At 68.3% G+C, this 12,485-nt stretch carries 11 protein-coding genes; 4 read left to right on the forward strand and 7 right to left on the reverse strand.

Annotated elements, in window-relative coordinates; genetic code table 11:
- Positions 1–19: 19 nt before the first annotated feature.
- A complete protein-coding gene (locus ACWFRF_RS33040; protein WP_387449225.1) occupies positions 20–1,216 on the forward strand; it encodes a serine hydrolase domain-containing protein in 1,197 nt (398 codons plus the stop codon).
- Between the two features lie 80 nt (positions 1,217–1,296).
- Here ACWFRF_RS33040 and aztD read toward each other — a convergent pair whose 3' ends face one another.
- The 3 genes from aztD to aztB form a co-directional block, all read right to left on the reverse strand.
- The gene (aztD, locus tag ACWFRF_RS33045; RefSeq protein ID WP_452454037.1) at positions 1,297–2,457 is read right to left on the reverse strand and encodes a zinc metallochaperone AztD; all 1,161 of its coding nucleotides are present in this window, start codon (positions 2,455–2,457) and stop codon (positions 1,297–1,299) included.
- Positions 2,458–2,483: 26 nt separating this feature from the next.
- On the reverse strand, positions 2,484–3,356 hold the full coding sequence (aztC, locus tag ACWFRF_RS33050; protein ID WP_452454045.1) for a zinc ABC transporter substrate-binding protein AztC: 873 nt from the start codon (positions 3,354–3,356) through the stop codon (positions 2,484–2,486).
- 152 nt (positions 3,357–3,508) lie between these two features.
- Positions 3,509–5,611: a zinc ABC transporter permease AztB gene (gene aztB / locus ACWFRF_RS33055; protein ID WP_452454039.1), complete on the reverse strand. Its 2,103-nt coding sequence runs from the start codon at positions 5,609–5,611 to the stop codon at positions 3,509–3,511.
- A gap of 48 nt (positions 5,612–5,659) precedes the next feature.
- Here aztB and aztA point away from each other — a divergent pair, with 48 nt between their 5' ends.
- Both aztA and ACWFRF_RS33065 read left to right on the forward strand, forming a co-directional pair.
- Positions 5,660–6,337: a zinc ABC transporter ATP-binding protein AztA gene (gene aztA / locus ACWFRF_RS33060; RefSeq protein ID WP_452454041.1), complete on the forward strand. Its 678-nt coding sequence runs from the start codon at positions 5,660–5,662 to the stop codon at positions 6,335–6,337.
- 10 nt (positions 6,338–6,347) lie between these two features.
- Positions 6,348–6,704: an iron chaperone gene (locus ACWFRF_RS33065; RefSeq protein WP_378996347.1), complete on the forward strand. Its 357-nt coding sequence runs from the start codon at positions 6,348–6,350 to the stop codon at positions 6,702–6,704.
- Here ACWFRF_RS33065 and ACWFRF_RS33070 read toward each other — a convergent pair whose 3' ends face one another.
- The 3 genes from ACWFRF_RS33070 to ACWFRF_RS33080 form a co-directional block, all read right to left on the reverse strand.
- Positions 6,705–7,835: an NDMA-dependent alcohol dehydrogenase gene (locus ACWFRF_RS33070; RefSeq protein WP_378996349.1), complete on the reverse strand. Its 1,131-nt coding sequence runs from the start codon at positions 7,833–7,835 to the stop codon at positions 6,705–6,707.
- 104 nt (positions 7,836–7,939) lie between these two features.
- A complete protein-coding gene (locus ACWFRF_RS33075) occupies positions 7,940–8,464 on the reverse strand; it encodes a DinB family protein (RefSeq protein WP_378996351.1) in 525 nt (174 codons plus the stop codon).
- 70 nt (positions 8,465–8,534) lie between these two features.
- Positions 8,535–9,599: a phosphotransferase family protein gene (locus ACWFRF_RS33080; protein ID WP_378996354.1), complete on the reverse strand. Its 1,065-nt coding sequence runs from the start codon at positions 9,597–9,599 to the stop codon at positions 8,535–8,537.
- 70 nt (positions 9,600–9,669) lie between these two features.
- Here ACWFRF_RS33080 and pabB point away from each other — a divergent pair, with 70 nt between their 5' ends.
- Positions 9,670–11,730 carry an aminodeoxychorismate synthase component I gene (pabB, locus tag ACWFRF_RS33085; RefSeq protein WP_452454043.1) on the forward strand — a complete coding sequence of 687 codons (2,061 nt, stop codon included), beginning with the start codon at positions 9,670–9,672 and terminating at the stop codon, positions 11,728–11,730.
- Between the two features lie 66 nt (positions 11,731–11,796).
- Here pabB and ACWFRF_RS33090 read toward each other — a convergent pair whose 3' ends face one another.
- On the reverse strand, positions 11,797–12,288 hold the full coding sequence (locus tag ACWFRF_RS33090; RefSeq protein WP_378996359.1) for a hypothetical protein: 492 nt from the start codon (positions 12,286–12,288) through the stop codon (positions 11,797–11,799).
- Between the last annotated feature and the right edge of the window lie 197 nt (positions 12,289–12,485).

Raw genomic sequence — 12,485 nt, forward strand, 5'->3', positions numbered from 1 at the left:
GGCTACGATCGTGGACACCATGAGTCCCGCACCATCGATCCACGGCGACGTGGCGGCCGGTTTCGGCCCCGTCGCCGACGCCTTCCGCCGCAACTTCACCGAGCACGGCGAGATCGGCGCCGCCGTCGCCGTCTACTCCGGTGACCAACCCCTGGTCGACCTGTGGGCAGGCCATCGCGACCGCAAGCGCGAGGTGGCCTGGGAGCGCGACACGATCGTGCCGGTGTTCTCCTCGTCGAAGGGAATGTCGGCGTTCACCCTCGCGACGGCGGTATCGCGGGGGCTGCTCGACTACGAGGCCCCGGTGGCGAAGTACTGGCCGGAGTTCGCCGCGCACGGCAAAGAGCGCATCACGGTGCGTCAGCTGATCGACCATCAGGCCGGGCTGTCGGGACTGGACCGGATCGTGAAACTGCGCGAACTGGTCGACCGCGATGCCCTCGGCGAGCTGCTGGCCGCGCAGAAGCCGGCCTGGGAGCCGGGCACTCGGCACGGTTATCACGCGCTCACGCTGGGGCTGTATCAGAGCGAACTGCTGCGGCGGGTGGATCCGGCGGGCCGAAGTCTCGGGCGATTCTTCGCCGAGGAGATCGCCGCCCCGGTCGGCGCCGATCTGTTCATCGGACTGCCCGAGACCGAGTCGATGGACCGGGTCGCCCAGCTCTCGGCGACCAAGGGCTGGGACATCTGGCGCTATGAGTGGCGCGATCTGCCGCTGCGCATCGGCGGTGAGGTCTATGCCAAGCGCGGATACTCCTACGCGGCCCTGACCAATCCGCGCCCCGGCGCCCCCGCCCGCGCCGCGCGACGGGAGTTCCTAGACATCGAATGGCCCGGCATGAACGGCGTCGGTAATGCCCGCGCGCTGGCGAAGGTCTACGGCGCCGCCGCGGGCCGCACCGGTGTGCTGCCGATCAGCGAGGACGTTCTCGACCTGCTGGCCGCCGCCGACACCGCCGACGATGTGCCCGCCGACGATCTGGTGCTGCACACCAAGAGCCGCTACCACCTCGGTTTCCGCAAGTCGCGCGGCACGTTCCGCTTCGGCTCGGACAAACGCGCGTACGGCACCACCGGTCTGGGCGGCTCCTTCGGATTCGCCGACCCGGCAACCGGAGTGGGCTTCGGCTACAGCATGAATCGCCTCGGGATGGCGATTCTCGACGATGTGCGCAGCCGCAACCTGCGCGAGGTCGTCGTGCGGTGCGCCGCCTGAGTCAGCGATCCGAACCGACGAGCACCACGCTCCCCCTGTATTCGGCGAGGCGAACACAGGGGGAAACGTGGTGATCTCGCTCAGTGGGCGGTGACGCCGGTCAGCTCGTTCGGCGTGGCGGCCAGACTGGTGCTGGCGGTGATGTTTCCGGCGGCCAGGTCGACACGGTGCACCTGCTTGGACGCGGGGTCGCTCACGTAGGCGACGCCGTCGCGAACGAACAGGTTCGGGCGGGCGACCTGCCAGTCGAGCGGCTCCTGCCAGCTGCCGATCACGGGAATGGTGCGAACCACCGCACCCGCGACGGGGTCGATGACGTGGATCTTGCCGTCGGTGCCCAGCACCAGCGCCTCACCCTGCGGGCCGCGGGCCAGCGAACGGAAGGTGTAGCTGGTGCCGATGTCGACCAGTCGCAGCGTGCCGTCGACGGTGTTCACCAGCGAAATCTGCTGCGGGCGTTCGAGTTCGGCGTCTTTGTCCTGCTTGTAGTCACCGAGCACGATCGGCGACGCGTCGGTGCCGGACATGTTGCCGATCCGCCCGTAGGTGGTGGGGCTGGTGACCTTGGTGATCTTGCCGTCGCGGTAGACGACGGCGCCGGTCTGGCAGCCGATCACGACCGCCTCGCCCTGGGCCGCCGCTTCGCCGTGCACACCGGGGCAGTCCTCGTTGCGGGTGAGCTCCTTGCGGTCCTTGTCGAGCGCGACGACGCCGACCCGCTTGTCCTCGGTGCCGAGGGTGAGCACCATGTTCCCGTTGCTCAACTCGATCGCGACACCGTGGTGCGGGGCGGCGGCCTTGTAGACCTCCGTCGGCTTACCGCTGTCGACCTGCGCGGTGTCGAGGACGGTGACCTCACCGGAGCCGTCGGCGAACAGCACCGTCTTACCCGCGTGCCGGACGACGTGGCCCGGCTTGGCTGCCGGGAACTGGGTTCCGGTGAACGCGGCCTCATAGGCGTCGAGGACGCGGAAGCCGTCCTTGGTCGACACCATCAGATGGTCGTCGTCCCCGACCGGGTTGAGCCGGTTGTAGCCGTCGATCTTCACCTCGCCCCGCTGGGCCAGTGACGCGCCGTCGAGGACGTAGATTCCGCCGTCATAGGTGAGGGCGATCGGTTCGGCACCGGGCGTGTGCGGGTGGTCGTGACCGGAATCCGCTGTGCCGCAACCGCTCAGCGCCATCGCCGAGGCGAGTGCCGCGGACAGGGCCACCATGGTGGTGGTCCGTGACCTGTTCATGTAGTGCTCCATCTCTTGTGCGTGCATTACGTGCTTGGCCCGGATAGACCACGGGCGATGGCCTCGGTGTTGGCGCGAGCCATCTCCAGATAGGTGGCCGCGCCGTCACCGGGCGCGGTGAGCGACTCGGTGTGCAGGGCGATCACCTGCACCTGTAGCCCGGTGTGTTCGGCGAGGACGCGCGACAGCCGATCGGGCTGTGCGGAGTCGGCGAAGATCGCGCGCACGCCCGCGGTCCTGATCGCGGTCGCGAGGTCGTCGAGATCGGAGGCGCTCGGCGAGGCCAGGGTGGTGCCGCTGGGGATCACTGCGCCGATCACCCGGAATCCGAATCGCTGTGCGAGATACCCGAAGACGTGATGGTCGGTCACCAGCTGCCTGCGCTCGGCCGGGACGGCGGCGAACCGATCGGTCATCCACCGGTCCAGCTCGTCGACCTGGTCGAGGTAACGCTGCGTGTTCGCCCGCACCGCGTCGGCGTCGATGCCGTCGACCCGGGCGAGCACCTCGGTACTGATCACCTCGACAGCCGTGCGCACCCGGCGCGGATCGGTCCAGAAGTGCGGATCGGGTTGTCCCGCTGACTCATCGGAGGTGTAGGTGATCGGATCCACCCGCTCGGCCACGGCGAGGGTGGGGACCCCGGCACCGGCGGCAGCCCCCACGTGCCGGGCCACACCTTCCTCGAGCCCGAGCCCGTTGTGCACCACCAGCGCCGCTCGCTCGATCTCGGCTGCTTGACGTGCGGAAATACCGAACGAATGCGGATCGGCCCCCGCCTGCATCAGCACCGTCACCGGCACCGTGTCACCGACGACGGCCCGGGTCAGATCGCCGAGGATATTGGTGGTCACCACGATCCCGGACCGCTCGGCTCCGCTGCTGCACGCACTCACCAGCGGCACGAGCAGGGCAGCCGCGAACAGGAGCGGGACTGCGCGGCGGATCGTCTCCGTAATCCGACGAATGTCGTAGCGGTGCAACGGTATCGATGACACGGCAGTTGCCCGCCGTCGGCTCGAGGGGAGCACGTGAGAGATGTGCGCGCGCTTCACAGGCCGGTCTCCACCATCAGCGAGGGCGCGATGTCCAGCGAGAACGTGCGCGCGACGCGAAGATTGTCGTTGTAGGCGATCTCGTGGACGGTGCGCGCCCGAGAGTCGTTGATGTAGGCGCGCTCCGGGTCGACACTGATCACCGGGTCTCCTTCGACGGGTCCGGCGATGAGCGCGGTCCGCGTCGTCTCCGTGCCGGTGCCGGGGTCGATGCCGTGCAGCACGCCATCGCGGGTGAGCACCAGCAGCGGCGATCCCTCACCGGCGGTGTTCACCGCGACCGCGCCGGAGATCGCGACACGAGCCCAGGTCTTCTTCCTGATGTCGAGCGTCCACACACCATCGCGGCCCGCGAGCGCGGTCAGGGTGGTGCTGCCGGGGCGGTGGGTGAAGGCGCTCGCCCGGTCCGAGGTCGGCGCCGGATAGGGAATCTTCTCGGCGACGACCTCGCCCTCGCGCTGTGCCACCACGACCGCGCCGTCGGCACAGCCGAAAACTACTCCGCGCCTGGTCACGGCCTGCCCTTTCGGCTGCGGACACGTGGCAGCCTGCACTCGCCCGGCCGCGCCGTCACGCCCGCGCACCTCGACTCGACCCGAGCTGTCAGCCACCACGATCCGCTCGGCATACGGCACCGCGATGCCCTCGATGCGGCGTTGCGTCTGGACGACGCCGCCGTCCAGCGCCGGACGGTCGAACAAGATCGACGCACCGGAGTCCAGCACCACCGACGCGACGGCAGCATCGCTGTACGCCCCGACAACCCCGCGGACGCCTTCCGGTGCGGGAGAAACACTTGCGGCGCCAGGCCCGGTAGTCGCACCACTGTCGGTCGCGGCAATCGCACCGATCTCCCGCACGGGGGCCTTGTAGTAGTGCCGGTGGTCGCCGTGGTCGACGGTCCACGCTCCGCTGTCCACGACCTGGATAGACCCACCTGAACTCAGGTACGCGAAACGCCCGTCCCCCACCGCTCCTACAGTCGACACCTTCTGGTCGCCACTGCTCGGTGACGGTGCAGCACCACCCGGTGCGCTCGAATGCGGTTGCGCTCGATCACTTTCCGGCGAACCGGCGGCGACTGTCGTGACCTCCCCACTCGACAGATCGATCACCCGTACAGCCCCGGCCCCGTCGGCGACAACCACGCGTGTCTGAGCCTCGCTCATCTCCTCCGCGCCCGCGACGAACCCGTGCGGCGCCGCCTCCTCGACGACCGGAACCTCCGTTGCCCCGCAGCCGACCAACGGCACCGCGGCGAGCGCGACCACGCCCACCCGGCCGACCCGTTCCCGCACCGCGGAAACGAGCGCGGACACGAAGAACGCGCCGACGGCCACCGCCGCGATGGTGGCCCCCGCCGCGGTTCCCGCGTGCCACGAAATGACCAGTCCCCCCACGGTGGACAGCCCACCGATCAACGCGGCAACCGCCATCACCACCGGCACCCGGTTCGACCAGAACACCGCGGCGGCGGGCGGTGCGATCAGCAATCCGAAGACCAGCAGCGTCCCCACGACATGAAACGACGCCACGATCGCCAGGGTGACCAACCCCACCAGCGCCGCGTGCGCCGGCTTCGGACGCAGGCCGAGGGTGTGTGCCTTACGTGCATCGAAGGTCAGCGCGACGAACGCGCGATGTCCGAGCACCGCCACCACCAGCGCGACGCCAAGGGCCGCAACGAGATACCACAGGTCGACGGCACGCACGGCGAGCACATCACCGAACAGGAACCCGGTCAGATCCACCGCGAAGGACTGCGACCGCGACACGATGATCACCCCGGTCGCGAGCATCCCGACGAACAACAGCCCGATCGCGGTATCCGGCGCGAACCGCTTGCCACGGCTGAGCAGCGACACTCCGGCGGCCATCGCGGTGCAACTGATCGCGGCGCCGATCATCAGGTTCCCGCCGAGCAAGGCGGCGACCGCGACGCCGGGCAGCATCCCGTGCGCCATCGCGTCGCCGAGAAATGCCATGCCGCGCACCACCACCCAGGTCCCGGCGAGGGCGCACACGCACGACACGAGCAGCCCACCCCACAGCGCGCGTTGCACGAAAGCCACCTCGAACGGGGCGAACAGCCAATCCATAGCGCGAGACGATATACTGAAAATGATTATCGTTTCAATTGAGGTGAGATGCAGCACACAGATGACGCAGCAATCCGGATCGAGCGGCTGACCGCCGGTTACGCCCGGCGGCCCGTACTCCACGAGGTGACGGCCACGATCCCGCGGGGGCAGGTGACCGCGATCGTCGGACCCAACGGCTCGGGGAAATCGACCCTGCTCGGCGTTCTCGCCGGCACCGTGGCGGCACAGGAGGGGACGGTGCACCGGTCCACCACCCGGCGACCCGCCTTCGTGGTGCAACACACGGCGATTCCGCCGACGCTGCCGATCACGGTGCGAGAAGTGGTCGCGATGGGGCGCTGGGCGCACCGCGGACCGTGGCGGCGTCTCACCCGTGCGGATCGCGAGATCGCGCGCACCTGTCTGGAACGCATGGAGCTCGCCGACCTGGCGACCCGGCGGCTCGACACCCTCTCGGGCGGTCAGCGCCAACGTGCACTGCTCGCACAGGCTTTGGCGCAGGAGTCCGATCTACTGCTGCTGGACGAGCCGGCGGCGGGCTTGGACGAGGCGTCTCAGACCGAGATCTCCCGGGTTCTGACGCAGATCAGCACGGAAGGTGTGACTGTCGTCCAGGCCACCCACGACCTGGACGAGGCGAGCCGGGCAGACCACTGTCTGCTGCTGCGGGACGGGCGACTGAAGGCCGCGGGTCATCCGGAGAAAGTGCTGGTCAGAGCCTAGAGTCGAGGACATGACCGAGAAACCCGACTCCGTCGACGCCTATCTGGCGGCCCAACCGCCGTCGGAGCGCGCTGTCCTGCAGCGGATCCGCGAAACGATCCACCGCGCGGTGCCCGACACGGGCGAAAAGATCAGCTACGCCATCCCGGCCGCCACCATCGACGGCCGGGTGTTCATCTTCTTCGCGGGCTGGAAGTCCCACGTGAGCGTGTACCCCGTCCCCGAGGGGGACGAGGCGCTCGAGCAAGCCGTCGAGCCCTACAACTCGGGCCGTGGCACCTTGAAATTCCCACTCGGCGAACCGATTCCGTACGACCTGATCGCCCAGGTCGCGGTCCGCCTCGCCGAGCGGGCGGGCAAGAGCTGACTACCAGTCGGCTTCGGTGAAGCGGATGATGCCGCGGATGTTCTTGCCGTCCAGCATGTCCTGGTAGCCCTGGTTGATCTCTTCGAGCGAGTAGGTGCGCGTGACCATGTCGTCGAGATTGAGCTGGCCCGCCTTGTAGAGCGAGAGCAGGCGCGGCGCGTCCTGGCGAGCGTTGCCGCCGCCGAAGATCGTGCCCTTCACCGTCTTCTGCAACATCGACAGCAGGAAGCTGTTCATCTTGACGTCGCCGGCGTCCATGCGCCCCATCGAGGTGACGACGAGAGTGCCCGCCTTGCCGGTGAGGATCAGGCCCTCTTCGACGTAGTCGCCGTGCATCTCACCCATGGTGAGGATGACCTTCTCGGCCATCCGCCCCTCGGTGGCCTCGATCATCGGCATGATCGCGGCGGCCATGCTCTCGTAGGTGTGGGTGGCGCCGAACTTCTGCGCCTGTTCACGCTTCCACGGATTCGGGTCGATGGCGATGACCTTCGACGCACCGGAGAGCACAGCCCCTTGCAGCGCGCTCATGCCGACGCCGCCGATACCCGCGATCACCACGGTCTCACCCGGCTGCACCTGTGCCACATGGGTCGACGATCCGAACCCGGTCGGTACGCCGCAGCCGACGAGGCACGCCACCTCGAACGGGATGGTGGGATCGATCTTCACCACGGACGTGTGGTGCACCGTCATGTACGGGGAGAACGTGCCGAGCAGGCACATCGGGATGACATTCTCACCACGCGCCTGGATGCGGTACGTGCCGTCCGAAATGGCCTGCCCCATCAGCAGTCCGGCGCCCAGGTCGCACAGCGCCATGTTGCCGGCGACGCACGAGGGACAGCGGCCGCACGCGGGGATGAACGACAGGATGACGTGGTCACCCACGGCCAGGTCGGCCGGACAGTTCGGGCCGAGCTTGGTGATCACACCCGCGCCCTCGTGCCCACCCATTACCGGGTAGGCCGGCATCGGCGTCGCGCCGGTGACGATGTGATGGTCGGAGTGGCACATGCCCGCCGTTTCCATCCGGATCTGCACTTCACCGGCGACGGGGTCGCCGACCTCGATCTCCTCGACCGACCATTCCTGGTCGGTGCCCCACAGGATCGCGCCCTTCGTCTTCATGCCGGTAGACCTCTCGCCAAGCTCGTGCCTCGTTGTGACTGCACTCACCCTAGCCACAAATCACCGGTTTCTGAAACACGTTCTAGAAAATATTCGAGAGATTTCTATCCGCGCACGTCATGGACGTGGTGCACGACGTCGTGCACGAAGTACCGGCCCAGCGAGGTGACCGTGAACAGTGAACCGTCACTGCGCGCGCCCCGCAGATCGAGGCGATCGACGGGCACCGCGCCGAACGCGGCAGCCACCCGATCGGCGGCGAGCGCCAGCTCCCGGGCGACTACGGCGGGGTCCTGCCGGTCGTAGCGATCGGCGACGGCGGTCGCGTCCTGATCCCAGTTCTCGAACCGCGGCGCCTCGACCCCGTCACCGTCGAGCATCAGCGCGAGCCTGGTATCGAAGATCCGGCACACATCGCGCACGTGAGCGCCGTATTCGAGGACCGACCAGGTCAGCTCGTCGGGACGCACTCGTGCGTCGTCGCGTTCGAGCGCCGCACCGATGCGGGTGGCACTGTCGAGCACGAGCTCGGGGACGGCCGAGTACGCGGTGGCCTCGGCATCGAATCCGCACTCGGAGCAGGCGCGTTCGAGGACCCAGGTCCAGTTCTTGGTGTCGGGGACGATCATGGAAGTCAGCCTAAATTGTCCTCTTTTTATGCTCCATCAATATTCAGCCAACTATCGGCGAGATCCGGCATTATTCGGCGAGCTGATTCGCTTGCTCGAAGAGTTCCAGCGTCACCGCGTGCAGGAAGTCGCCGACCGGCTTGGGCGCCTTGCCCGCGAAGGCCCGCGCGTACGTGCCCTCGAGGACGATGCCCAGCTTGAAGCAGGCCAGCACGGTGTACCAGGTGACGGCACTGAGATCGCGATCGGAGAACTTGCCGTAGTGCTCGATCATCTCCGCCTCGGTCGGCAGACCGCCGACGGTGCCGAGGGTGCCCATCAGACCCGCCCCGACGGTGCCGGGCTCGGGCCTGGTCGCCAGCTGCCAGCCCAGGTCGAGCAGCGGATCGCCGATCGTCGACATCTCCCAGTCGACCATCGCCGCCACCTCGGGGCCGTCGTAGTCGAACATCATGTTCGCCAGGTGACAGTCGCCGTGCATGATGCCGGGCAGCCAGTCCGCCGGCCGGTGCCGCTCGAGCCAGTCACCGATCCGCTCGAGACCGGGGATCTGCGGGCCGGGGTAGCCCTCGTTGGCGTTGTAGGAGTCGAGTTCGCGCAGCCAGCGCGGGACCTGCCGCTCGAGGAAACCCGCGGGACGTCCGTAGTCGCCGAGGCCGAGCGCCTGATAGTCGAGGGAGCCGAGCCGGGCGATGGCCTCGACCGCGGACAGACCCATCTGGCGCCGGACCTCGGGATCACCGGCGTGCAGTTCGGGCAGTTCCGTCTGCGGGTTGAAGCCGCGGATGGGCTCCATCAGATAGAACACCGCACCGATCACCGACTCGTCGTCGCAGGCCGCGATCACCCGGGGCGAGCGCACCTCGGTGCCGGCGATCGCGCGCAGCAGTCGTGATTCCCGGCCGATCACCTCATTGCTCTTGGCACGCAGATGCTTGGGCCCGCGCCGCAGCACGTACTCGCGCCCGCCCCGGGTGAAGCGCAGCATCACGTTCTGCGTGCCGCCGCCCAGAGCGGTGACCGCATCGAATTCCGTCCCGGGCAAGCCCTGTTCGTCCATCCACCGCCCGATCGCCGCGAAATCGGCGATCGCCGGGTCAACATCGACAGGTTGAGAAACAGCCATGCCGCACATTGTGCCCGGAGATCGGCGGGGACTGCGCGGGAATGCGCACGCGCACGCCCGGCGTAATGTTTCTGCCACGATGCGCACGCTCTTGATCGACAACTACGACTCGTTCACCTACAACCTCTATCAGCTGATCAGCGAGGTCAACGGGAGCGAGCCGACCGTCGTGCGCAACGACGAGGCCGACAGCTCCCTCGACCTCGATCAGTTCGACAATGTGGTGATCTCGCCCGGACCCGGCCGCCCGGACCGCGCCCGCGACATGGGGGCGTCGACAGCGCTGATCGCGCAGACCGATCTGCCGCTGCTGGGCGTATGCCTGGGCCATCAGGGAATCGTGCTCGGCGCGGGCGGAACGGTGGAGCGCGCGCCACAGGCCAGGCACGGTTTCCTCGATCAGGTGACCCACGACGATCGGGATCTGTTCGCCGGTCTACCGCAGGGCTTCACCGTGGTGCGCTACCACTCGCTCGCGGCGCGGGAGCCGCTGCCCGCCTCGCTCGAGGTGACCGCGTCGACCAGCGATGGGGTGATCATGGGGGTGCGCCATCGCGAGCGGCCGCAGTGGGGTGTGCAGTTCCACCCCGAGTCGGTGTCGAGCGAATTCGGCGCCGCGCTGCTGCGCAACTTCGCCGATCTCACCAAAGCGCGCACACGGGTAGCCGCACCGGTGGTGGTGCGCGGACCCAGTGTCGTGGCGCCCGTTTCCCATGAACGCTCATTCAGCCTGCGGCACAAGGTGATCGAACGCGCGATCGATACCGAAGCGATCTTCCTGCGCCGTTGCGCCGACGCTCCGAACGCGTTCTGGCTCGACAGCGAGCACGTCGAACCCGGCCTGGACCGGTTCTCCTTCCTCGGCGACGCGAGCGGGCCGCATGCCGAAATCGTCGACTATCGGGTCGGCGACGCCCGCGTCACCGTGACGGACATCGAAGGCACCCGTACCGTCGCGGGCACGGTCCTGGACTATCTCGATCGCGAACTCCGGGCGCGGCACTGCGAAACCCCGCCGCTGCCTTTCGATTTCGCAGGAGGCTACGTCGGCTATCTCGGTTACGAGGTGAAGGCCGACTGTGGTGCGAACATCGCGCACCGCTCTCCCACCCCCGATGCCCAGTGGATCTTCGCCGACCGGCTGATCGTCGTCGACCACGAGGCCGGGCGAACCCACCTGCTCGCCCTGTGCGAACCCGCCACCGCGAGCGACGCCGAGCAGTGGCTGCGCGAGACTTCCGACTCCCTCGACGATCTCCCCACCTGGGTCAATCCCGCCGACCTGCCCGTGGCCGCCGATCCCGGCGCCGTGCAGGCGCATCTGGTGCGTGGCCGCGACCGCTACCTCGCCGACATCGCGGTGTGTCAGGACCGGCTGCACGCGGGCGAGTCCTACGAGATCTGCCTGACCGACGCGGTCGCCGTCGCCGCGGCGCCCGGGGACGGATTCGCCTTCTACCGGCGACTGCGCCGCTGCAATCCGGCACCGTACGCCGCCTACCTGCGCTTCGACGGTCTGGACGTGGCGTGTTCCTCGCCGGAACGGTTCCTGAAGATCGACCGGGATCGGGTGGTCGAGAGCAAGCCGATCAAGGGCACCGCCCCGCGCGGACGGACCACCGACGAGGACGAGCGCCTGCGTCGCGCACTGGCCGACGACCCGAAGACCCGGGCCGAGAACCTGATGATCGTCGACCTGCTGCGCAACGACCTCGGCCGCGTCTGCGAAGTGGGTTCGGTGCACGTCCCGAAGCTGATGGACACCGAAACCTACTCCACCCTGCATCAATTGGTGTCGACCGTGCGTGGCACGCTGCTCCCCGACGCCGGGGTGATCGACTGCCTGCGCGCCTGCTTCCCCGGCGGTTCGATGACCGGCGCGCCGAAGCTGCGGACCATGGAAATCCTCGACGAACTGGAAACCCAAGCGCGCGGCATCTATTCGGGCACCATCGGTTTCCTCGGCCTGAACGGCACCGCCGACCTCAACATCGTCATCCGCACCGCCGTCCGCTACGACGACGAGTGGCGGATCGGCGCGGGCGGCGCGATCGTCCTCGATTCCGATCCCGAGGACGAGTACGCGGAGATGGTGCTCAAGGCGGCGGCGACATTCCGGGCGCTGACTCCCGAAAGGTGAGTTCGACGCGCACGCGGCAACACCGGTCGGGCCACCTCGCCGCCGGAGCGGACGGCGTTCGAGGAATCAGCGCCGCCGACGGCCGCGCTTGTCCGGCTCCGGTTCCGGTGCGGGTTCCTCGCCCCCACGCCCCGTGATCCGCCCGAGCAATCCGACACCGGGCAGCTTCGCCACCGCACCGAACACGTCCTCGCCCAGGGAGATCATCGCCTCGAGCCGTGGCAGCAGCCGGTCATAGGTCGCGAACACCGGATCGGCCAGCGCCAACGTCCGATCGAGCCGATCGATCGTGCTGTTGAGCCGATCGACCGCGATCGACAGGTTCTCCACCAGATCCGGCAACTGCGCGGCCAGCTGCGCCGACGCGGGCGGCAACCGAACCGCCGCGTCGAAGGCGTACCCCGCAGTCTGCTGAGCAGCATCGATAGCCTGTCCCGCCGCAGTCTGCGCCGCCCCCACCGCCGCCTGAGCCGCCGACAGCAGTTCCGCCCCCGGCACCTTCCGCGCCTGCGCCGGAGCAGGTTCCTCCGCGCGCCCCCGCTTCCTCGGGTTCGTCATGACACCACTGTGCCGCAACCACGCCGCCTACGCAGGGAACCGCACCCTCGCTCACCTCCGTGTCCGGCGACCGAACACTCCCAGCCCCGCACGACCCGACCTCGAGGAGGGTCCGCCGCGCAGCGGCGGTTCGCGGCCGTCCCGCTGTTCAGGTGCCGTTGCGTAGGCGACGAAGGAGCAAGCAACGGCACCTGAAC

It is taken from the genome of Nocardia sp. NPDC055165, from assembly GCF_053606985.1.